Origin of the sequence: Algoriphagus jejuensis, assembly GCF_039523455.1 — a bacterium.
Classification (GTDB): Bacteria; Bacteroidota; Bacteroidia; order Cytophagales; family Cyclobacteriaceae; genus Algoriphagus; species Algoriphagus jejuensis.
Genome location: NZ_BAAAFI010000049.1, coordinates 215,704 through 238,765 on the forward strand (window position 1 = coordinate 215,704; position 23,062 = coordinate 238,765).

At 45.8% G+C, this 23,062-nt stretch carries 20 protein-coding genes; 9 read left to right on the top strand and 11 right to left on the bottom strand.

All coding sequences use genetic code 11. The annotated features are described in order from the left end of the window. Nucleotides 1–108: 108 nt before the first annotated feature. The 3 genes from ABD031_RS21915 (at nt 109) to ABD031_RS21925 (ending at nt 4,458) form a co-directional block, all read left to right on the top strand. Complete coding sequence (locus ABD031_RS21915; RefSeq protein ID WP_343855155.1) at nt 109–1,704, top strand: beta-N-acetylhexosaminidase; 1,596 nt, start codon at nt 109–111, stop codon at nt 1,702–1,704. A gap of 295 nt (nt 1,705–1,999) precedes the next feature. Continuing rightward, complete coding sequence (locus tag ABD031_RS21920; protein WP_343855157.1) at nt 2,000–3,355, top strand: alanine/glycine:cation symporter family protein; 1,356 nt, start codon at nt 2,000–2,002, stop codon at nt 3,353–3,355. Beyond that, entirely contained in the window at nt 3,352–4,458 is a 1,107-nt protein-coding gene (locus tag ABD031_RS21925) for a glycerate kinase (RefSeq protein ID WP_343855158.1), read from the top strand. The genes ABD031_RS21920 and ABD031_RS21925 overlap by 4 nt, the downstream gene beginning before the upstream one ends. Here ABD031_RS21925 and ABD031_RS21930 read toward each other — a convergent pair. From ABD031_RS21930 to ABD031_RS21945, 4 genes are all read right to left on the bottom strand, one after another. Continuing rightward, entirely contained in the window at nt 4,455–4,892 is a 438-nt protein-coding gene (locus ABD031_RS21930) for a DUF6526 family protein (protein ID WP_343855161.1), read from the bottom strand. The two genes, ABD031_RS21925 and ABD031_RS21930, sit on opposite strands and share 4 nt — an antisense overlap. Nucleotides 4,893–5,196: 304 nt before the next feature. After that, entirely contained in the window at nt 5,197–5,394 is a 198-nt protein-coding gene (locus ABD031_RS21935) for a hypothetical protein (protein ID WP_343855163.1), read from the bottom strand. Between the two features lie 506 nt (nt 5,395–5,900). Then, a complete protein-coding gene (locus tag ABD031_RS21940) occupies nt 5,901–6,257 on the bottom strand; it encodes a response regulator (protein WP_343855164.1) in 357 nt (118 codons plus the stop codon). A gap of 382 nt (nt 6,258–6,639) precedes the next feature. Next, complete coding sequence (locus tag ABD031_RS21945) at nt 6,640–7,245, bottom strand: DUF4136 domain-containing protein (protein WP_343855166.1); 606 nt, start codon at nt 7,243–7,245, stop codon at nt 6,640–6,642. Between the two features lie 107 nt (nt 7,246–7,352). Here ABD031_RS21945 and ABD031_RS21950 point away from each other — a divergent pair, with 107 nt between their 5' ends. After that, nucleotides 7,353–7,835, top strand: a complete 483-nt coding sequence (locus tag ABD031_RS21950; protein WP_343855167.1) for a deoxycytidylate deaminase — start codon at nt 7,353–7,355, stop codon at nt 7,833–7,835. Here the strand turns inward: ABD031_RS21950 and murB are convergent. Beyond that, nucleotides 7,832–8,845, bottom strand: coding sequence for a UDP-N-acetylmuramate dehydrogenase (gene murB / locus ABD031_RS21955; RefSeq protein ID WP_343855168.1), 1,014 nt, complete (start codon nt 8,843–8,845; stop codon nt 7,832–7,834). The genes ABD031_RS21950 and murB overlap by 4 nt on opposite strands. Nucleotides 8,846–8,922: 77 nt before the next feature. On the opposite strand from murB, the gene ABD031_RS21960 reads away from it, so the two are divergent. Further along, complete coding sequence (locus ABD031_RS21960; protein ID WP_343855170.1) at nt 8,923–9,867, top strand: succinylglutamate desuccinylase/aspartoacylase family protein; 945 nt, start codon at nt 8,923–8,925, stop codon at nt 9,865–9,867. Nucleotides 9,868–9,962: 95 nt separating this feature from the next. On the opposite strand, the gene ABD031_RS21965 is transcribed toward ABD031_RS21960, so the two are convergent. Next, nucleotides 9,963–11,693, bottom strand: coding sequence for a phospho-sugar mutase (locus ABD031_RS21965; RefSeq protein WP_343855171.1), 1,731 nt, complete (start codon nt 11,691–11,693; stop codon nt 9,963–9,965). Nucleotides 11,694–12,076: 383 nt separating this feature from the next. On the opposite strand from ABD031_RS21965, the gene ABD031_RS21970 reads away from it, so the two are divergent. Then, on the top strand, nt 12,077–13,888 hold the full coding sequence (locus tag ABD031_RS21970) for a glycoside hydrolase family 2 protein (protein WP_343855172.1): 1,812 nt from the start codon (nt 12,077–12,079) through the stop codon (nt 13,886–13,888). Nucleotides 13,889–13,984: 96 nt separating this feature from the next. Here the strand turns inward: ABD031_RS21970 and ABD031_RS21975 are convergent, their stop codons facing one another. The 4 genes from ABD031_RS21975 to ABD031_RS21990 form a co-directional block, all read right to left on the bottom strand. After that, nucleotides 13,985–14,581 carry a DUF502 domain-containing protein gene (locus ABD031_RS21975; RefSeq protein WP_343855174.1) on the bottom strand — a complete coding sequence of 199 codons (597 nt, stop codon included), beginning with the start codon at nt 14,579–14,581 and terminating at the stop codon, nt 13,985–13,987. A gap of 317 nt (nt 14,582–14,898) precedes the next feature. Beyond that, on the bottom strand, nt 14,899–15,993 hold the full coding sequence (gene hppD / locus ABD031_RS21980) for a 4-hydroxyphenylpyruvate dioxygenase (protein ID WP_343855175.1): 1,095 nt from the start codon (nt 15,991–15,993) through the stop codon (nt 14,899–14,901). Nucleotides 15,994–16,101: 108 nt separating this feature from the next. After that, complete coding sequence (locus ABD031_RS21985; RefSeq protein ID WP_343855176.1) at nt 16,102–17,103, bottom strand: 1-acyl-sn-glycerol-3-phosphate acyltransferase; 1,002 nt, start codon at nt 17,101–17,103, stop codon at nt 16,102–16,104. 132 nt (nt 17,104–17,235) lie between these two features. Then, nucleotides 17,236–18,138 carry a bile acid:sodium symporter family protein gene (locus ABD031_RS21990; protein WP_343855179.1) on the bottom strand — a complete coding sequence of 301 codons (903 nt, stop codon included), beginning with the start codon at nt 18,136–18,138 and terminating at the stop codon, nt 17,236–17,238. Nucleotides 18,139–18,288: 150 nt separating this feature from the next. Here ABD031_RS21990 and ABD031_RS21995 point away from each other — a divergent pair, with 150 nt between their 5' ends. Then, nucleotides 18,289–18,642 (top strand): hypothetical protein, encoded by a 354-nt coding sequence (locus tag ABD031_RS21995; protein WP_343855181.1) that lies wholly within the window; start codon nt 18,289–18,291, stop codon nt 18,640–18,642. A 40-nt stretch (nt 18,643–18,682) separates the two neighbouring features. Continuing rightward, nucleotides 18,683–19,048: a hypothetical protein gene (locus ABD031_RS22000; protein ID WP_343855182.1), complete on the top strand. Its 366-nt coding sequence runs from the start codon at nt 18,683–18,685 to the stop codon at nt 19,046–19,048. A gap of 111 nt (nt 19,049–19,159) precedes the next feature. Here the strand turns inward: ABD031_RS22000 and ABD031_RS22005 are convergent, their stop codons facing one another. Next, nucleotides 19,160–19,879: a head GIN domain-containing protein gene (locus ABD031_RS22005; protein ID WP_343855184.1), complete on the bottom strand. Its 720-nt coding sequence runs from the start codon at nt 19,877–19,879 to the stop codon at nt 19,160–19,162. A gap of 316 nt (nt 19,880–20,195) precedes the next feature. On the opposite strand from ABD031_RS22005, the gene ABD031_RS22010 reads away from it, so the two are divergent. Then, nucleotides 20,196–22,184 carry a M1 family metallopeptidase gene (locus ABD031_RS22010; protein ID WP_343855185.1) on the top strand — a complete coding sequence of 663 codons (1,989 nt, stop codon included), beginning with the start codon at nt 20,196–20,198 and terminating at the stop codon, nt 22,182–22,184. Nucleotides 22,185–23,062: the final 878 nt, after the last annotated feature.

The window sequence follows — 23,062 nt, forward strand, 5'->3', positions numbered from 1 at the left end:
AAGTGTTTTTAATCTTCAAATTTTAATGAAGCTAATTTCCAAATAAATTTGATTTGTAGAAAAAAGATTTATAAAAATTTCAATTAAGTTTATCCAAAATCACTTAAAATGAAAAAATCACGTTTGTCTCTGCTATTGGTAGCGACGCTTGCATTGGGAGCTTGCAAAGAATCTCCCTTACTTTCGGACTCGGCTGTTATTCCGTTGCCGCAGGAAATTAGAAACGCATCAGGAAGCTTCGAACTGACTCCTGAGACGGGAATCAAGCTGATTGGTACCGGAGAAAGGCTGACGAAAATCGGTGAACATCTCGCCGAAAAACTCCGCCCGGCAACTGGATTCGATATTCCGGTATCGTTTGATGCAGGGCAGCTTGTTTTGGAATTGACTGGAAATGGCGACTCAGAGGCCTACGAGATTGATATTTCTGAGGAGGAAATAAAAATAGCTTCCTCAGGTGAAGCCGGCTTGTTTTACGGAGTCCAGACTGTACTCCAGCTTTTTCCGAAGGAAATCGTAAACAAGTCTGTTCAATCCGTAGACTGGGCGATCCCGACTGGGTCGATCAAAGACGAGCCGACATTCGGATATCGTGGATCGATGCTGGATGTAGCCAGGCATTTTATATCCATCGAGGATGTCAAATATTACATTGACCACATGGCTGTTTACAAGTTCAACTACCTACATCTTCACCTGACAGATGATCAAGGTTGGAGAATCGAGATTAAATCTTGGCCGAAATTGACTGAGATCGGCGGCAGTACAGAAGTCGGCGGTGGAGATGGAGGATTTTACACCCAAGAGCAATACAAGGAAATCGTAGCCTATGCGGCAGACAGATTCATTACCATCGTTCCTGAGATCGATATGCCAGGTCATACCAATTCGGTTTTGGCTTCGTATGGCGAATTGAATCCGGGTGTGAATCTGCCAGACGGTGACTTCAGCACCGTAACCAAGGCTCCCTTGGAATATGAAGTGATGTTGAAAGTTCCCCAAGCGTCAGAGCTTTACACCGGCATCGAGGTTGGGTGGAGTACATTCGCTACGAGACTGGAGTTGACTTATGCATTTGTGGACAGTGTGACTCGGGAAATCTCCGAGATCACTCCTGGGCCGTATTTCCACATCGGCGGAGACGAGTCTCACGTGACTGAAAAAGGGGATTACGTTTACTTCGTGGAACGTGTCCAAGATATCGTTTCCAAATATGGCAAGACCAGCATCGGTTGGGATGAAGTCGCGACCGCGAAACTCCTTCCAGGAAATATAGCCCAATACTGGTCTAGAGAAGATGAGAATGCCAAACTGGCCAATGAACAAGGAAACCAAATCCTCATGTCGCCGAATACCAGGGCCTATCTGGATATGCAATACGACAGCACTTCCCGTATTGGTCTGCATTGGGCGGGTTATGTAGAGTTGGACAAGGCTTATTCCTGGGAACCAACCGAACTCATTGAAGGATTTACGAATGCCGATATTCTAGGAGTGGAGGCCCCACTGTGGACGGAAACCGTGACGAATCGAGCGGACATCGACTACCTGGCATTTCCCAGACTTACTGCAATCGCAGAAGTAGCCTGGACTAGAAAGGAGGTTAGACGCTGGGAAAGCTACAAGCGACGGGTTTCCTCCCATGGAGAAAGATGGGACATCCAAGGAGTTCAATTCTATAAGTCGCCTACAGTATCCTGGTAGTACTTCAAAGCCCGAAAGTCCGTCCTTTCGGGCTTTTTTAATCTTCCCCTATTTTTGGGTAGTCTCGGCCTAGATTAATCTGTATCTCCAGATTTGGTTTTTTCCAAGATCAATCCGAAAAGTCGATGTGGTACCGGATACGTGATCAAGATTTACTGGAAAAAGCAGATAGCTGAAAATCCCGATGATTTTTACCTCTGAATAATTTATGCAGGGAATGGCTAGAGTTTGAATTTGAAAAATTTGCCCTTAATATCGGTTTATCATTTTATAAGCACTAGACAAAATAGTTTTCATGGGAGAGATTATCGTAGGTTTTAGCAATTGGATTTGGGGCGCTCCGATTTTGATCTTGCTCCTGGGGGGAGGATCCTATTTTTTCATTCATTCCGGTTTTATTCCTTTTAGAAAGCTGGGATATGCAATGCGGGTTTTGAATGGGAAATATGACTCTGATTTGGCTCCTGGACAGATTACTTCCAAACAGGCGCTCTATTCTGCGATAGCATCTACAGTCGGTCTTGGCAATATCTCGGGCGTAGCTATCGCTCTGAATATGGGTGGCCCCGGGGCGATATTCTGGATGTGGGTTGCTGCTTTTGTTGGTATGGCTACCAAATTTTACACCTGTAGCCTGGCAATTATGTATCGGGGAGAAGACTCTGCTGGCGTGATTCAAGGCGGGCCCATGTATGTGATCGATCGGGGAATGGGAAAAAAATGGAAGTTTCTTTCCTATATCTTTTGTATTGCCGGAGTCATTGGTTTGCTTGCTATTTTTCAGGCAAATCAATTAACCGCAGTCCTCCAAGCAGTGCTGATTCAGCCCGAAACAATGGAGGAAACGATGCGAAACCGATGGATAATCGGCTTCGTGATGATGGGATTGACCGCGATCGTTATTCTAGGAGGGATACAGCGGATTGCCGCCGTTGCTTCCAAGATGGTTCCGTTCATGGTTGTCGTCTACTTTTCGACCGTACTCATTATTGTATTTCAATACTATGAAGCAGTCCCCGAAATGATCCAATTGATCTTTGTGGATGCCTTTACCGGTACGGCCGTGATGGGCGGAGCGGTAGGGGCAATGATAATCATCGGAGCCAGACGGGCCGCATTCTCCAATGAAGCGGGGATTGGTACTGCTCCGATGGTGCATGGGCAATCCAAAAATCTCGAGCCGATCCGCGAAGGACTGATTGCAATGCTTGGGCCATTTATCGATACCATCATTGTCTGCACCTTGACTGCCTTGGCTATCCTATTGACAGGGGTATGGGGAACGTCGGAGAATGACGGAGTAAAGCTCACGCTTGACGCATTTGAAAAGGGAATCCCCTATATCGGGAAATACCTCCTGTTGATATCTGTGTTGGTTTTTGCACTGTCGACTATGTTTACTTATTCCTATTACGGGCACAAGTGCATGGGGTACCTTTTTGGAGCTGACAAGGCGAACTACTACAATTACTTTTACCTAGGTACCATCGTAGTAGGCGCTGTAGTTTCTCTTGATGTGGTGGTCAGTCTGGTGGATGGGATGTATGCCGTGATGGCTTTTCCGAACATGATTGCCGCCTTATACCTTTCCTCCAAGGTCAAAGCTGCTACTAAAGACTACTTCGCAAGAATGAAGCAAGCGGAGACATGAAATTCCTGATTGCTCCCAATGCTTTCAAGGGAACTATCCCGGCAGATGATGCGGCGAAGCTAATCGCAACGCAATTGTCAAATCTCGCTGAGGTAGAATGCTTGAATCAACCTCTGGCTGACGGGGGAGACGGCACCTGTGATCTGTTGATAGCGTCTTTGGGCTTGAAAAAGATCTCAATGTTAAGCTTGAACGCTGTTGGGCAGCCAATACCGGGATATTTTGGTTGGGATTCAACTCAAAAGAAAGCCTTTCTGGATATTTCGACCGCTTCTGGGATTGGTATTTTAAAGCCGTTTCAGAAAGACCCATTCACGAGTTCGACTTTTGGAACTGGATTGCTGATCCGCAGCGCTATCGAACTTGGCGCTGAGGAGATCATCCTTGGTCTCGGTGGCAGTGCGACTGTCGACCTTGGAATTGGAATTCTGAACGCATTGGGTATTCTTTTCCTGGATGAGAGTGGTCGGGAGATCCCTGTTTTTTCCCCGGGCTATATCCGGAAAATCCGACATATCCAGAAGTCACCGACTATTCCGAAAGTTAGATTTACGCTGCTCTGCGACGTCAGAAATCCCTTTTTAGGGTCAAGCGGAGCGGTTTCGGTATTTGGGCCGCAAAAAGGTCTTCAACTAGGTCAGCTCGATAGCTATCAAAAAGACTGCGAAGGGCTGCTTGGACTTTTGGAAAAAAAGTCACGAAAAGAATGGACTGACCAAGAAGGGTTCGGTGCCGCTGGTGGAATAGCGCTGGGTCTTCATTTTTTTTTCGAAACTGAAATTAAGTTTGGATCATCCTATTTTTTTGATTTGGTTCAAATGAAGGAAAAAGTGAATTGGTCAGATTGGGTTATTACCGGGGAGGGGCAATACGATTCACAGAGTGATGCCGGAAAAGCAAGCTATGAACTCTTGCAGCTTGCGAAGGCAAGTCAAAAGAAAACGGCATTAATCACGTCAGGAACCGGTGGAAGGGGTTCAGGATTTGACTTGGTTTTGGAGCTTCCAGCTCTAGACTTTTCCTCTTTTGTATTCAAAGAAAAAGCCCGGGAAAATCTCCTAAGGCTGATTCAGTCGGCGATATCTGAAGGCAAGCTATCCTAAACTCGCCGATAGTCTCCTTGCCAGTTTTTGACTTGGAGTTTGATTTCTTTTGGCGTCAACTTGTCTTTGATCGCTTTTTCCACTAGATCGATTAGCTCCTCATCACCTGCAAATCTCAGCGCAATGATTTGGCTTAGACCCAATTGATTTTCTTTGGGATAAAATGGCGTCCCAGAAAGGTGAAAATACCGCTGTCTCATTTCCATCAGAATGATTCTGTTCTGGGTTTTGATTGCGTAAATCCTTGACAGCAATGGAAGCATCGCGAGTACCACAGCACCAAGCAGGAAATAGATGCTTGTCCAGATACTCTCCGATGTGCTAAAATCCATTCGATAGACTGTCCAACCTAAAAAGATCAACGTGGCTGGCGTAATGAAAAGGTGATGAAAGGGATACACCCGGGCGTGATTGCTGTAGTTTTGGCTTTTCATAGTGAGGTAAGAGTAAAAAAAAAGGAGGCAAATGCCTCCCTTTACTATATCTTAATTCAGTCAATGATCAGCTTTCTTTTTCTTCGAGAATGTACTCCTTGCGTCAACGGCCGAAATACCAGCCCCTAAGCCGATAAGAACACACACGATCAGCAGGAACAATTGCGCTCCCGACATGATGGGTGAGCTGAAAATATCTAGTAGTATCATTTCTTTGGTGTTATGGTCGTAATTGAAGCACGAAGATAAAAGGGAGCGCCGATTTTACAAAGTCAAAACAACTATCCGACGTAAATTTGAACTATTAATCCAAATCGTCCTCGAATTCCTCGTCTTCAAAATCCTCATCGTCGTCGAAATCGTCGTCGTCTTCGTCAAAATCCACGATACTTTCGAGATCACTTTCTTCGTCAAGATCGTATTCATCTTCAAATTCGTCTCCGAACTCTTCCTCTTCTTCGAAGTCGTCGACTTCATCGAATTCTTCTTCAAAATCCTCCATGGCTGTTTTTTAAGGGGGTTTTATTGGTTTAATCGATACGAAATAAGGAAAAAAATAAATACTCGCATAGGACAGCGTTTAATTTTTTTCCGGTATTAATCAATTTCGGGTTTTTTCGGGAATCTATCAAGTTGATTGAATTATCATACTTGATCTGCTGGCCGGTTCACGATTCGGTTGGTAGGATACAGCGATGAATCGATCGAAAATACAACGTGATACGATGCGACTGTTAAAGGTTTAGAAATCAAAAAAGTTGAGTTTTTTTTAAAGCTTCCGATAAGACGGGAAATGCCAAATTGTTCATTGCGGAAATATGGGGTGTGTCTCCACAGTTTTACACAGTTCTGCTCAATATGTCCGTACACGTCTATTCTGACACCAACTTTTTTAAGCTGAAATCACTGAAAGAGTAGACAAAATAAGAGGAGGATAAATTTTGGAGGTGATTAAGCGGACTGGTGCTTTGATGGTTGCTCTGATAAAGAAAACTGATCCGGGTCGGATTAGTTAAAAATGGATTTGATGTATTTCTTTATGAGGGGCTTTGATAGGTATTTTTTAACGACTTGATACTGGCTGGCCTTGTTAATGTCTCTTTCGTCCACAGAGCTGCTCAAAATGTAGATCTGAGGATCTTTGTATTGAGGTATAAATCGATCCAGGAAATCCCATCCGTTCATTTCCGGCATATTGAGATCAAGGAAAAGATAATTTGGACAGATCCCATTGATTTGCTCCAACGCCAGTTCGGCACTATGGAACTTGAAAAACTGACAGGGCTCCTTGACATTCTTGGAAATCAGTTTTTCAGTCACAAATGTGCTGATGGGATCGTCGTCTATGAGAACAATAGTTAACATCGAAATGCAAAAATTCTAGATTTAAATACATTATTATTTGTACAAAAGTACAGTCTTTTTAGATAGAACAAATACTTTGCCACGATAATGATGCCTAGTAACCGAAGAAAACTTTCCAATTATTTTCCTCCTTACCTATCAGTAATCAGAAAAACAAGATGAAGTCGGAGACTTGGCGAATGCCGAAGTAACCCGAAATTTCGGGTTTTTCTTTGTAGGGAACGTCTATCTACTTAATACTAAGGTTAATAAGATGTACTGAAATTACTTAAAAAAAACTTCATTTGGTGAAGAAAGTTTAATGATTTTGTAAAAAAATGTAGTTTTTATAAGAAAAATATTCACTTGTTGCTTATGTTTTAGAGAAAGTGGTGCTTTTCGTTTAATTTCTGACTTGAGCCTTTCGTTGGTCTCCAAGAAAAGTCTGTAGCACAGATTCCAACGCCTGAACTACTTTTTTCTCCTTGTTTTTTGGACTACTCACCTCGGTGACTCCCGTGACCGTCATCAAAAACTTATCCTGTGTTGGATCTATAAAGTCCACTATTACTTGGAGTAATTCATAGTTGCTGGTTGTAATTCGGGTGGTATTGTAGGGATTGTATCTCCAGGGATCATAAGCTCTGTAGCCCCAATACGGGTAGGGGTTCAAGTTATTGACAGTTTCCTTTTGCCTCGGATCCTCATTGGAGTGATATCGAATGACTAGATCCGGTGTTTTTGCGTCGTAAACCAATCCCGCATTTTCCAATGTCTCCTGAATCTGAACCTGTACCAGTTCATCGAGGAATTGAGAAGAAAACCCGCTCTTTCCCATTTCTTTGTTGATAATTACGAACGATCGGTATGACTTTGCAATAGGGATTTCAGTGTTTTCTTTGAATACCTCTATCGAGCTGCAGGAGAATAGAAGGAATATGCTGAGTGCAAAGAGGGTGAGATGGATCTTCAGGTTCAATTTTGCCGGATTTATGCGTGGAAAACTCATAGGGTTATTGAATTTACTTTTTCTTCCTAAACGGAAAAACAATTCCCTTTATTTGGAAATTATTCCCGACAATGGGCAAGATTAGTATTTTTGCGAAACGAAATTTCATGAGCAAACCAGATTTTGACGACATTTTTATGGAATTGGCGGTTAACCTGGCCAAGCGTTCCCATTGTATCAAGAAGCATGTGGGAGCTGTATTGACCAAGGATACGCGGATTATTTCTATTGGCTACAACGGTCCACCTGCCGGTACGCACAATTGCGACATAGAGTTTCCTGAATCCGGATGTGCCCGTGACAGCAAAGGGAGCTGTTCATTGGCGCTGCATGCCGAGCAGAACGCCATTCTATATGCGGTGAAAAACAATACCTCGGTGGATGGCTCTACCCTTTACGTGACGCTATCACCCTGTCTGGCTTGCTCCAGAATCATTTTTTCCATGGGGATTTCCAAAGTCGTTTACCTTTTTTCTTATGCAGAGTACAAAGGAATAGGGAGTGACGAGGGAGTGGATTTTCTGCGAAAATTCGGAGTGGAAGTCGAAAAGTATTCAAAAGAACTGGTGACACACGACGAGCTGGTCTAGATAAAATTCACTTCTGGCTGGAGATCAATCCCAAACTTCTGCCGAACCGATTGCTGAATTTGTTCTGAAAGCGCTTTAACGCTAGCGCCATTTCCCATACCATAGTTGACCAAAACCAACGCCTGGTGAGTGTGGACCCCTACTTCTCCGATTCGCCGTCCCTTCCAGCCTGCCTGCTCGATGAGCCAGCCTGCCGGGACTTTTACCCCCGTTTCATTCAGATACCCAGGGATTCCCGGAAAATCCGCCTGCAGCCCTTCGAATTGTTTTTTGTCGATGGTCGGATTTTTGAAAAAAGACCCCGCGTTGCCGATTTCATTGGGATCAGGGAGTTTGGACTTTCTAATCTCAATCACCGCATCACTAACCGATTTGATCGAAAGTTGCTGTGCCTCATTTTGCTTCAATATGTCTTGAATTGCTCCGTAATCCACATGGAACGCTGGGGATTTGTCCAATCTGAAAGTCACAGAACAAATGACATATTGATCTTTCAGTCTACGTTTGAACACACTCTCGCGGTAGCCAAATTGGCAAGCTTCTGCATCGAACGTCTCCAACTCCAAGGTAGATCGATTTAAAGCGTCCAAGCTGTCAAAGACCTCTTTGATCTCTACACCGTAGGCACCGATATTTTGCATGGGAGAGGCACCTACCGTACCGGGTATAAGTGATAGGTTTTCGATGCCCGCCCAGCTTTTTCCAATAGCATACATCACCCAATCGTGCCAAACCTCGCCGGCGCCGACCTTGACCCACAGGTGATTCTCATCTTCATGGATGAGTTGGATGCCTTTCAATTCCACTTTGACCACCAAGCCATCAAAATCCTTTGTCAGCAGCATATTGCTTCCTCCTCCCAATATCAACACATCAACGTTACTTTCTTTTGCCCAAGTCAAAGCGGATTTTAATGTATCAACCGAATCAGCAACCGTGAAAAAGCGCGCATTTTGGTCGAATCCAAATGTGTTCAGTGACTTTAGAGAAATGTTTTCTTGTATATTCATGGGAATAGGCTTGTCTTGCGAAATAAGCAAGTTTTTGAGCTAATGTGAAATGATTCTCCAGTCCGCCAACCTATTTCATGAAAGAAGTCCAGATTAACGGTATCCGGGTTCGTCCAGGTCAGTCAGTGAATATCGATTTGCCGATTGCAAAACTTCCCACCCATACGCTGATCGATTTGCCGATTTTCATTCGATCTTCTAAAAATGAAGGCCCGGTCGTACTGATTTCCGGCGGGGTTCACGGTGACGAGATCAACGGCGTAGTGACGGCGAAAAAACTCCTGGAGGAATTTGATCATGGGATGAAATTGCTGAAGGGGACGCTCATCATCATTCCGTTGGTTAATATTTACGGGTTTCTGTCCAACAGCAGAACTTTTCCAGATGGCAGAGACCTGAACCGCAGCTTCCCTGGAAGTAAAAGAGGTTCTCTTGCTTCTCGAATAGCCTACATTATCAATGATGAAATTATTCCTCAAATTGATTTTGGGATAGACTTTCACACCGGAGGACGGATGCTTTCCAATCATCCCCAGATCAGAGTGGATTTCAAGGACAAGATTGCGGTCGATCTGGCGATGGCCTTCGGGACACATTTTGTCGTCAATTCAAAGCATATAGAGAAATCGTTCCGTAAGACCGCATACCAGGCTCGAAAGCAGCTTTTGGTCTTTGAAGGAGGGGAATCGATGCGGCTGGATAACGACGCAATTGATGAGGGAACCTCCGGGACCAAACGTCTGCTCCACCAGCTGGGGATGATCGACGCGCCTCAGGCGGCGCAGGAGACGGTCGTACTTAGGCAAAGCCAATGGACTCGGGCCAAGGCCTCCGGGATTTTTTATTCTTCGGTAAGGCTAGGAGATTCGGTGAAAAAGGGTCAGATCATCGCCAGAATTTCCGATCCCTATGGGCAGGTGATCGTACCGATCAAAGCTACCACCAACGGGTATGTGATAGGTCTTAACAACAACCCCGTGGTCAATGTCGGTGATGCCGTTATCCATATCGGAACGGATTAGGGCTGAATCAGAATTTGATTGTTATGATGTTGGATTAAGATAAACGACAAAAGCACCGATTTCCCGGTGCTTTGTCGTTTTGGTAATAATTCAGATCAACTGAAATAATTCTTCAAGCCTTCTAGTTTTTCGACGAGCGTTGCCTCTACGGTTCGATATTCAGAAGCCGCTGGGAGCGGTGCATTGACGGAGAAGTAGTACTTGATCTTCGGCTCGGTACCGGATGGACGTGCGGATATCTTGCTGCCGTCTGCGAGATAAAACTGCATTACGTTAGACTTGTCCATGTCGAGTTTTTCGACTTTTCCGGATTTCACATGCGTGATGGTCGAGTTTTTCACATCCACGACTCGCTCTACATCGATGCCGTTCATCTGCAAAGGTGGGTTGGTGCGGAATCCGTTCATCAAGGCCTGAATCTGCTCAGCCCCGTCTTTTCCTTTTTTGGTCACAGAGATCAGCGACTCCTTATAGAAACCAAATTTCGAATAGATCTCCGCCAATACATCAACGGCATTCATCCCTTTGGTCTTGTAGTAGGCGATGAGCTCTGCGAAAATTGCAGCAGCACTCACTGCGTCCTTGTCTCTCACAAAGTCACCCACCAAGTAGCCGTAGGACTCTTCTCCACCGCCGATGAAAGTTTCCTTGCCTTCTAGTTGAAGGATGATTGCCGCGATATTTTTGAAGCCGGTCAAGACATTGAAGCATTTGACGCCAAATCCAGCGGCAATCGTGTTGATCAGTTCGGTGGTCACGATGGTGTTGACCATAAATTGGTTGCCATCCAATTTTCCGGCTTCTTCCCACTTGCTGAGCAAGTAGTAGCTGATCATCGCTCCGGTCTGATTACCATTCAGCAGTTCGTATTCGCCTTTTTCATTTGGCACCACTGCTGCATAGCGGTCTCCGTCAGGGTCGCAGGCAAGTACCAGCTCAGCATTTACTTTTTTGCCCAGCTCCACCGCCATGGTCAGCGCTTCCGCTTCCTCAGGATTTGGGTAGATGACGGTTGGGAAAGTGCCATCCGGTTCAGCCTGTTCTTTGACGATATGCACATTGTCAAAACCAAAGGCTTTCAGAGCTGCTGGTACCATCTTTCCCGAAGCGCCATGGATCGGGGAAAACACAATCGGCATAGATTTCTGTGCAGCGATAGCATCAGGCGAAAGGCTCAATCCCTTCACCAGGTCAAGATAGATTTTATCAAAATCTTCTTCTATGTATTGGAATAGTGCGTCGTTTTTGTTCCAATTCACCTGGTCAAAAGAGGTGATTTTTTGCACCTCTTTAATGATGTTCGTGTCGTGTGGGGCGACTACCTGCGCACCATCTTCCCAGTACGCCTTGTATCCGTTGTACTCTTTAGGATTGTGCGATGCGGTGATCATCACGCCGCTTTTGCAACCGAAGTGACGCACTGCGAAGGAAAGCATCGGCGTCGGTCTCATTTCTTTAAAGTATAGCACCTTGATCCCGTTTGCTGTCAAGACGTTCGCAGTAGTGGTGGCGAACAGTGTGTTGTTGATGCGACAGTCGTGCGTGATGGCGACTTTGATTTCCTGTCCGGGAAAAGATTGCAAGAGGTAGTTTGCCAATCCTTGGGTAGCCATGCCGATGGTATATACATTCATTCGGTTGGTACCCACGCCCATTAGTCCGCGCAATCCTCCTGTCCCAAATTCGAGGTCCTGATAGAAAGAATCCACCAATTCGGTCGGGTTGTCGCTTATTAATTTTTCGATCGATGCTTTGGTGTCAGCATCCACATTTCCATTCAGCCAGCTTTGGGCTTTGCTCAGGATCGTAGGGTCAATAGAACTCATTTCTTTTAAAAATTTCAGTGTGGTTCTAAGTTATAGAAAATGTCAAAAAATGCCATCTCGCATGAATCAATCCTAGCAACTATTTCAATTCCATTGAAAGCGGAGTTTTATTTTGCCTTGATTCTTATCCTAGTGTAGGAAAGGTGCCTTTCATAAAAAACACCCTGATCTGGTAATTATGTCTTTTTGCCACTATGAAATAGTCCTTTGGTGCGTTTGATGTCAGGATAAGAAGGCATATTTGGCTTAAAAATATGAAAACCGACCTCCTGTCCGAAGCAAGCTTTTCTCACAAAAAAACTCGATAGAATAGCGATCCCGTTGAATCTTCTTGTTCTTTGGTTTCATTTTCAATAAGTTCAGCAATCACTTATCCTTACTATATGCGATCGCTTTTCTTTTTTGCACTACTCATTCTGAGCATTGAGGGCTTTTCCCAAAACACGTTAAAGACCCCTTGGGCTGATGAACTCAATCCGACTAATCCGCTTCCCGAATATCCCCGCCCACAGTTGGTTCGCACGGATTGGCAAAACCTCAATGGAAGATGGGATTTTGCGATTTTGCCTAAGGGAAGCAGTCCAGCTACTGGCTTTGCGGGAAAGATCACCGTTCCCTTCGCCGTGGAGTCGCTTCTATCCGGCGTTCAGACCACGGTAGGGCCAGATAATGAACTCTGGTATGAGCGGACTTTTGAACTTGCTTTGAACAGGAAAGGAAAGCGTGTAATGCTCAATTTTGGAGCCGTGGATTGGGAAGCAGAAGTCTGGGTAAACGAGAAGCAGGTAGGAAAACATCAGGGAGGCTTTGACGGTTTCAGTTTTGATATCACCGAACATTTGGTCAAAGGAAAATTGCAGAAAATCAGAGTAAGAGTCTGGGATCCGAGTGACTCAGGCCCTCAGCCACGAGGCAAGCAAGTCAAAGATCCGAAGGGAATCTGGTACACGCCGGTGACGGGAATCTGGCAAACCGTATGGTTGGAAGCTGTGCCCGAATCGTTTATTTCATCCAGCTATTCTGAGACGGATTGGGAAAATGGCGTTCAGGTGTTTTATCCGGAGATCAAAAATGCCCAGGAAGGGCAAGAAGTGGAAGTTAGCCTTTTGGAAGGAAGTCATGTGGTAGCTTCTTTCAAGGCTCAGGCGAACAAACCTGCTCCTGTAAAAATCGAAAACCCGAAGGCATGGTCCCCGGATTCACCAATGATTTATGGCGTTTCGATCAAGCTTTTCCAAGGAAAGAAATTGATTGAGGAAGTCAAATCCTACGCTACATACCGGGACATCCGGATGGCAAAAGGCACAGATGGGCATCAACGCATGTTCCTAAACGGAAAGCCACTTTTCCAATACGGCCCACTCGATCAAGGCTGGTGGCCTGATGGATTATACACTGCTCCGACGGATGAAGCATTGCTTTTTGACATACAAAAGACTAAGGAAATGGGCTTTAACATGATCCGAAAACATGTGAAAGTGGAACCTGCACGGTGGTATTATCATGCCGATATGCTCGGAATGCTGGTATGGCAAGATATGCCAAGCGGGGACATGGGCAATCGCTGGGAAGTACGTCCGGGGATCATCCGCGAGGGAATGAACAAGACGCGAACGCCAGAGTCCGAGGAGATTTTCAAAACTGAATGGAAAGAGATCATCAACGAGTTTCGGTTTTTTGGATCTATCGTCGTTTGGGTTCCTTTCAACGAAGCTTGGGGACAGTTTAAGACCACCGAGATCGTCAACATGACCAAGGAACAGGATCAAAGCCGATTGATTAACAGTGCAAGCGGAGGAAACTTCGAAATGGAAGGAACCAAGATCGTCGGAGACATCATGGATCTGCACAATTACCCCGATCCGGTAATGCCAGATCCGGCCATCTTCGGAGCTGAATCTATCTTGGTCTTGGGAGAATATGGCGGATTAGGCTTGCCGGTCGAAGGACATACCTGGCAGCTGAAGGACAATTGGGGATATCAAAGCTTCAAAACCATGGAAGAGCTGAAATCCCGCTATTCGATTTTAATTGAAGACCTTTCCGAACTGATTCCAAAAGGTTTGGCAGCTGCGATCTATACTCAGACCACCGACGTGGAAGTGGAAACCAACGGCCTAATGACTTACGATAGAGAGATCATCAAGATTCCTGTGGAAGAGCTGAAAAAGCTGCACGAAAAGTTGTATAAATAAGAAAGGAAACCGACGAAGAAACTTCTAGCCGTGCTGCGGGACTAAATGCCTGTCGGCTAAATGCGGATTATCCTGAAAATTGAAAGCCTTCCTGAGTCAATCCCGGGAAGGCTTTTCTATCGAGTTTTCGAAAGCAGTTTTGGAGCCAACGCCCAAACGCTTCATAATGGACATCAGATCGCTAGGTTTTAGGTTGCTGTGTTTGATCTGGGATTTTTCAAAAATCACCAAACTTCCCTCCCATGAACTTGGCGCGGAAGGGACCAAGACCATCACTTCGGTGTCGCTGAGCTCCTCGACCAAAAAGGCGATCATCCAGCCATCAATAGGTACCAGGACTACAGGATACTCCGTTTCGGGGTCCAGCCCAACTTTGGATTCAAAGCTGTTTTTCATCAGCTGGTAGCCGGGAAATAGTACCAGAAAATTTTCTTCCAGCAACAGAATAAGCTTTTGACTTCCTCCAAGTCTAGCTAGCCATCCCGCTCCAAAGCAGATCAAAACAAGTAAAATGATGCTCAGGACCATGGCGGAGAGGGGCAGTTGAAAAGGTAGATGCTCACGGATGGCATGAGAAAGCGGTTGGATTAGTTCCACTGCTTTATTTAGCAAAATTATCACAACTACGAGCGGGAGGAGGAAAAATAGCCCGCCTTTGATGGTCTGTGCGAAAACTGACAAAAGGACTTTCATGTGTTTGTAATTTGTTTTTTAGCTGCCGGCCCGATACCGGGAAAATCTCGCACCTGTCTGCCTCAGCCAGGCTCGATGTCATCGTGTTGATTTTCAATGAAATTATTCCATTATGAGCAGATTGAAAACAAAAAGCCAGATCAGAATTTCTGTCTGGCTCAAATAATTTCCGAATTGGGGCTTTAGAAAATATCGAGTTTCCGCAAATCCGTAGATACAGACGCTAAACCCGGATTATCCGGCTTTTAGATTTGGACGGTTGACCTTAGTCTATGGACGATTTTCCGAGTACTAGTGTCTAAAATTTGTCGTCTTACTCACAGATTTCCTCTCAACGCCTGCTCTCGTTCGATTGCTTCAAAGAGTGCTTTGAAATTTCCCTTGCCGAAGGACTTGGCACCTTTTCGCTGGATGATCTCATAGAAAAGTGTCGGACGATCCTGCACGGGCTTGGTGAAGATCTGGAGCAGGTAGCCTTCTTCATCGCGGTCAACGAGGATGTTGAGATTTTTCAAGGGTTCGAGGTCTTCATCGATCTTTCCCACCCGATCCAGCAGATCGTCGTAGTAGGAGGCGGGAACTTCCAGAAATTCCACACCACGTCTTCTCAGTTCGCTTACGGTCTGGCAGATGTCATCCGTAGCTATGGCCATGTGTTGTACACCTGGCCCGCCGTAAAAGTCGAGGTATTCTTCGATCTGAGATTTCTTTTTGCCTTCGGCGGGTTCGTTGATTGGGAATTTGATATAGCCGTTGCCGTTGGAGACGACTTTGGACATCAGGGCGGAGTACTCAGTGGAGATGTCCTTGTCGTCAAAAGTCAGGAGCAGCTTAAAACCCATCACGTTTTCATAAAATTCTACCCAGCGGTTCATCTGGCCTAGCTCCACATTACCGACGCAGTGGTCAATGTATTTCAATCCGATGCCCTCGCTTTTGAATGTGCTTTTTCTGGGTTGAAAGCCGGGAAGGAAAACGCCTGAGTAGTTTTTTCGCTCGACAAACGTATGGATTGTTTCTCCGTAGGTTTTGATCGAAGCGAGTTTCACTTCCCCATATTGATCTTGAATCACTTCAGGGGCAGACGCAGACTCGGCTCCTCGGGTTGTGGTTTCCTGCCAGGATTTTTCGGCATCATCCACCCAAAGTGCCAGGACTTTTACACCATCTCCATGTAGACGGATGTGCTCTGCAATCGGGTGATCGGAACTGAGCGGAGAGGTGAGGACTAGACGAATTTTGTCCTGCTTCAAAACGTAGGATGCACGGTCACGAACACCGGTTTCTGGACCGGCATAGGCGATCAGTTCGTATCCAAAGGCATATTGATAGTAGAGTGCACTTTGCTTGGCATTGCCGACGTACAGCTCAATGTAGTCTGTCCCGTTGAGCGGGAGGAAGTCCTGAGTCATAGCTAAGTTAAATTTGGGTTTTGAATTCTTTTCTAAAGTTAGAAACAAAACCAAAGATTATTTGGCGAGACTCAATTCTTTTTTTGACCATCGAAAAATAGAGGTCTGCTACTCCTGCGGGTTCTTGTTTCTCCAAAGAGTGATCCAACCCAGAATCAGGAATGTCAATCCCCAACTTCCTAACGCGGTGTCCATTGCCAGCCACAGCAGGAAAAAGTAGTAGGGGACAGCGAGTGTAAATCCGATCAGAAACTTCCAAGTGGAGCTGAATACTTCATCCTTCACGCTTGGCTTCTTCCAAAGCCAAAGTGCATAGAGTGGGAAATTGAAGATCTTCATCATCTTGTTTCCAATGCCGCTGACCGACCCGATGGGATTTGACACGGCCCCGGTTTCAAGGAAGGTTTCTACATCTTTCTTCGAAGTCAAATCGACTTCATGCTCAATCAGTCGTGTAATTGTTGCCTCATAGCCTTCGTCTGGAATGTCGACAACAAGCGATCTCAGGGCTTTTTCCACGCTCTTTGTCAGTTTGCCGGATTGAGAGGAAGGCATGTCCACGGGGATGGTTTTGCCGAATGTGATTCTGACCAAACTTCCCGAGCGCATGTGGGCGCTGAAACCGATTCCGACAGGCAAGATCACCGGCTCGAGCGCCGGGTATTTTTCTTTGAGACCAAAAGCCATCCGGGTAAATCCCTTGCTGAGTGGTCTCAAGTTTCTTACCCGACTGTGACTGCCTTCGGCAAAGATGACCACAGTTCCATTTTTGCGCAGCACCTCATAGGTATCGTCAAAGGTCTGCTGGTTTTGCTGGATTGTAGAAAAACCGTCCCGCAGGCGATACACGGGAAGCATTCGGATCAGGTGAAGGAGCCTGCGGACAAAAGGGCTGGTAAAAACCGCTGCGCGGGTCAAGAACCAGGGATTGAGGCGGGTGTGAGTGGCCAAAAGCAGCGGGTCAATGAGTGCATTCTGATGGTTGGCTACCAAGATCACCGGCCGGTCTTTGGGGAGATTTTCTTTGCCTTCGACAATGATCTTTTTGAAATAGCCGTGCAGCGCAACTTTCACAAGCAGTCTGAGAATGGCATTGATAAGGTTTTTCACGTGTTTACAATTGCTTTTTTATGCCCATTCCCCCGAACGCTTCCGGGACAATCGGAGAAATCTCGCTAGAGCGTTAATCAGCGAGCAGTTTAATGTCTCGCTTAAGCCTGTCAGCCTCTGACGGACTCGGTTTCATGTAAATTTATTCCAAACACTGGCGATAGTCATCCCCGAGATCAGGTGCCAGATACCCCACCAAGCGGCGATGATGGCCATGCCGCCAAGGCCGTCAAAGTAAGTGAAAATCAAAACCAGCGCCAAGCCGGAATTTTGAATTCCTGTCTCTATCGTCAGGGTTTTTATATCAGTGGGCGGTAGTTTGCCAAGTTTTCCAGTGAAAAAGCCGGCCGAAAGCGCAACAAAGTTGTGAGCCAAAACCCATAAAAATATGACACCGATGTACCTGAGAAACAAGTCAAAATTGCCGGCGAACGCGATGACGACAAATGCCGCAAAAATCAGCATACTCAGTGGCTTTAGGATTTTGGTCGCTTTGTCTGCAAATGCTGGAAATTTTTGACGGGTGAGGATTCCAAGTACAAGCGGTGCTCCAAGAATTAGGATTACCGTGAAAAAGACGTCACCCGTATCGAGTTCGATGACTCTCAACAGCGCGGCTGTAGGAGGGTAGAAGCCGGCCCAAAGCGTGAAATTCAGTGGAGTCAAAATGACTGCTGCCACGGACGTAAAAGCAGTCAAACTCACCGACAGCGCTGTATTTCCTTTGGCGAGGTTAGTCAGGAAGTTGGAGACATTGCCACCAGGACAAGCCGCGACCAGCATCATTCCCAATGCGACGCTTTCCGGAGGCGCGATCAGTTGGATAAGCACCCAAGTCAGGAATGGCAGAATCAGGATTTGAGAGAAGACGCCGAGAAAAAAACCTCTGGGATTATTGACCAAATATCGAAAATCCGCCCAGCGTAGATCCAAGGCTACTCCGTACATGATCAAGGCCAGCGCCAGGTTGAGCAGGAGCAGATCTCCTTGCGAGAAATTCAGGCGAATCGAGTCGAGTGGTTCGGGTGAAGACATTTCCCGAAAGTCACGGGAATTGATGAGATAAGCAAACAACAGAGAAGAGGGAAATGGAAAATCACCTATTTATTATGTCAGTTATGATTTTTCTTCTATCCGGTTGTAACGAATTCCTTATGTTTGCCGTCAAGGCTAAAAAATAATCCCATGAAAAACTTTGGCTACCTCATCGTGCTTTTAACTCTTGTTACTTTTTCCTGCTCGGACGATTCAGATCCGATTCAGGCCTGTAACGTGGACAATGTGTTGGACTTGCCTTGGCTACAGGAAAAGATCGAAATGTATCAAGTCGGAGACCACACCATTACCATGGGAACCTATGATTCCCAAACTGTTTTTGTGGCTACGACCTGCTGCGCGCTCTGTAATATGACGGCACCCCCGGTGTTTGATTGCAGTGGAAATCTGATCGGGAAGATCGGTTATGATGGGATCATGCTAGAGGAAATTGCCGACAAGGAAATAGTCTGGAAATCGGAAGATAAATCTTGTGGGATGTAGGGGATTGGAATTAGAGATACTCACGGTTTAGCTAAAAGAAATGAAAAACCTACTATTCGCCTTCCTGGTATTGGCAGCTTTCTCCTGCTCGGAGGATCTCAATCCGGTAGCAGGTTGTGATGTGGACAATGTGTTCGATTTGACTTGGCTGAAGGAGCGGATTGAGGACTCGGAGAAGTCCGAAATTGGCCGAAAGTACACTTCGCTTCATGCTGCACAGTATGGTTCTCAGACGGTTTTTATGTTTATGAACTGTTGTCCGTATTGTAGCATGGCACCTCCATCGTTGTATGATTGCAGTGGAAACAACCTGGGACAGGTCGGAACTGACCGTATCGATTGGGAAGAAATCACAGATTTTGAAGTGATCTGGAAGTCGTCCGAAAACGAATGCATCTTCGATTAAAACTTTTACCAAATCAAAATAAGAAACGGTGAAAGTCCTCTTTTACCTCTTCACCTTTTCGCCAAACAATTCCTCTGGTACATGATGGGGAAAAGCAGTCACTGGCAACTTTTAGTTTCGTGTCACTTTTCCAATGCCGTTGATTTCTTCCTTGATCACATTTGGATTGCCGGTGTAGCTAACTGCGCCGATGCCATTCACGGTGATTGACAGATCGCCGGTACAATTCACGGAAACTCTGCCTATACCGGAGCTGTTTAAAGTCATGTCTTGAGCCTGTAAACCGGAAGCTTCGATATTTCCAATGCCTTCATTCGAAATTGTGATCTCCTCGGCACTGCCTCCCAAAGTAAGATTTCCCATCATGTTGAAGTCCGCATCGATTTTTTTAGCCTCAAATTGCAATGAGATATTCCCGACTCCATTGCCTTTTAAACGGAGGTCATCCACTTTAAAAGGACGGTCAAACTTAAGGTTGCCGACTCCGTCAAACTCCATCATTTCCAGTTCGCTTAGCGTCAGGTAGACGTCAGGACGGGATTCGCCGAAGAAATTATTCTTGATTTCGTCAAATTTCAATTCCAAAGTCTCTCCGTTTTGGATGACTTTGAGTTTCTTGATTTGTTCTTCGTCGCCGTCAATTTTCAGTGAGGGCTTGTCTCCCTGCGATAGGTAGAGGTTGAAAATTCCGCTGACTTTCAGCTTCGTTACCTTGTCCAAATCGCGTTCATCCGTTATCCGGTTGTCGGAATCTTTGGAGGAGAAATTTGCGGTGCAGGAGAATAGTGCTAAGACTGCGAGCAGGCTTAGGAGTGTGGTTTTGGTTTTCATGGGTAGGTTCGGGCTAGATTTTGATTTAGGCGAATGCCGCTTTTCGTCTTTTGAAGGTAATCATGTTCCTGTAAGAATCATAGAGACGTGGTTTCCAATTGAAGACAAGTGAAAATGGTGAAATCAATGAAGTCATAACGGGACAAATTGATTTCCCTTTGCGTCGACTCGATCTTTTGTCGATGAAGAAATGGAGAATGCCCCGTTGAGGCGAATGTCACCAAGTCTAATTTCGGATTCTCTGTTTTTTTCAAATTCGAATCAGGAAAATCCACTTGAATTGTCTATGTTTTCAAGGTCGAATCAAACCACTGCAATGAGAAAACTGCTATTTCTTTTCCTCCTCAGTATTACGGCGGCTGTTGCCCAGCAAACCAGTCCACTGCCACAGAGAACTTCCGTAGAAACCACCACTCGCGAGATCCGGCGTGATGTCCCGCTGACCAATTCGATCCGGAGAGCATTTGAGGCTGGAACCCGTGATTTTTCGGGAAAGCCCGGCCCGAATTATTGGCAACTGGAGACGGACTTTACCATCCACGTCAGCCTCGATCCACATACCCAAACCCTGACTGGAACTGAGAAAATCCTGGTTCACAACAATAGCAAAGACGATTGGGACAGAATAGTGCTGAGGCTAGATCATAATATCTTCAGAGCGGACGTTCCCCGCGGATTTTCTACTCCGGCAGAGCAAACCAAAGGGATGGTCGTCACCAGCATCAAAGTCGCTGGTGAATCCATTGATCTCACAGAACAGCGCTTAGGACGCAATCAAGCTCCAAAGCCAGGCGCGACCGGACTCAAGAAAACCGTTGCCACGGTTTACCTTACCCAACCCATCAAAGCAGGGAGCAAGACCGAAGTAGAGATCGACTGGCACACCAAGTTGCCCGGCGGACCAGATGGGCTAGGTCATCGGATGACACAGCGCTTTGACAGCACCTTGTTTCAGCCTACCCAATGGTTTCCACGATTGGCAAAGTATGATGATCTGAGAGGCTGGGAAACCAGTCCTTACCTCGGCCCTGCTGAATTTTTCAACAACTTCGGACGCTTTGACGTGTCGGTCACCGTTCCGGGTGGTTGGATCGTGAGCGGAACCGGAGTTTTGCAAAACCCAGAGGAAGTCATGACCGCAGAGGCGATCAAGCGTTATGCTCAAATTTTGGACTCAGACGAAGAGACCACCATTGTCGCTGAAGAGGAAAGGGGCCCGGGCAAAGCCACTGCCGCGGGTGATCAACTGACTTGGCGCTTTGTTGCGGACAAAGTCAATGATTTCGCTTGGGCGACATCTGCGGATTTTATCTGGAAAGGAACGCGGGCAAACATCCCGGGCAAAGGCTACGTGCCAATCTATATGGTGTACGAACCCGAGCGGGCCAAGTCTTATCTAAACGCAGCCAAGCTTACCCGTCACGCGATGGAGTTTTATTCCAAGCTTTGGGCGCCTTACCCTTTCCCCCAACTGACCTTACAAGACGGCCCCAGTGCGGGAATGGAGTATCCTATGGTGATCAATTCAAATCAGGGAGCTGCTGATCACGAGACCGCCCACCAGTGGTGGCCGATGATGCTTGGCACAAACGAAACCCGATACGGGTGGATGGATGAGGGTTTCAACCAGTACATGAATATTTTATCCGGCGCTGATATGAGAGGAGTTCCAGTTAGCCTGGATGGATTTGGCCAAAGCTACGGTAGGATCAGCGGGAGCGAGGATGAAGCGCCACTGATGTGGAGCGCCAATGACGCAGGGACGGGTTACAGCTTTCAGACCTATCAGAAAACGCCACTCATGCTATCCATGTTGGGAGGAATTGTCGGAGACGAGGCTGTCGTCAATGCAATGAAAAAATACACTGCCGCTTGGAGTTTTAAGCATCCTTCACCTTGGGATTATATGTTTTTCATGAACAACGAATTGGGGCAAAATCTAGAGTGGTTCTGGTACTATTGGTTGTTTACGACGGAATCTGTGGAGGGATCTATCGCAAATGTCAGCGGCAAAGACGACAAAACTGTAGTGACCGTAAATCAGGCAGGGCAGATGCCTTCGCCAATTGTGCTGAAAGTCGAATTTGAAAGTGGCAGCGAAGAAATCAAAGCGATGCCAAACTCTAAATTATTGGATGCAAATACGGCAGAAGTGACCTGGCCGGTCGACGTTTGGTGGAATGGCAGCAAAACTTTTGATGCAGTGTTGGATTTTGGAGGGAGAAAGGTCACCAAAATTACGCTTGATCCTCATGGCCGTTTTCCGGACGAGGATGTCACGGACAATGTATGGCCAAGGGAATAGAGTTTCCCTTGGCCGGTTTTCATGCAATGAAAGAAAATGGTTTGTGACCCTGTGGCTCTCTGTTTAAGAAAAATCGGGCATGCGGCGGATTTTGAGTGGATGGGGGTAATGGGGATTTGGCAACAGAACCTACGTTATATTTAATTCAATTGATTGATTTCTACGTATTTTTGAAAATAAATCAATTGTATTCAGCTTTCGTTACTTTTTAATTCAATTTTTGGATAGCTTCGCGCCAGAATTAAATTTGGAAGTACGGCCCGGAAAATCAGCTGAATTGCACCGTCCGAAAGCTCCCAGTGCAAATCTCGGAAATTGAATTTTTCGGATTTCAGTCTTAAGTTCTTTAGGAAAAGAAACCAGTTAGTCGAAAGAGAGATTCGGCGGGCTCCTATCATCGCTATTGGCATGTCGGTAGATGTTTTCCGTTTTGGAGACGGTTCAAATCGCGCCTCTTTTGTGTCATAACGAAACGAGTTGTCAGCACCTGTCTCATGGGTAGGATGGAACCGGAAGTCTTTCGAAGAAAAGTGTAAATCGCTCCTATACCTTATAAGAAGGTCAAAAATGGAAGGATCAGCATATTGGGTAACACTGCGCGACCCTACCTGCTAAATTGGGTGGTTGAAACGCACTTTTATTTATATGAAAAAACCGGCAAAAAATTGAATAAAAAATGGCAGATTAAATGAGTACTAAAATTGCTCATTTTGTTACCTTTGCGAAAGTTAACAAGTTGAAATGCCTCTAATATTCATTTGGAGGCCATTTTTTTACTTTAAAACCACTAAAAAAAGGCAGAAGGTTTGCCAAGAAAAGCAGAACGTTGCTAAGACCAGAGAACTAATACCGAATCATCTTCTGAGTGTTCCCGGCTT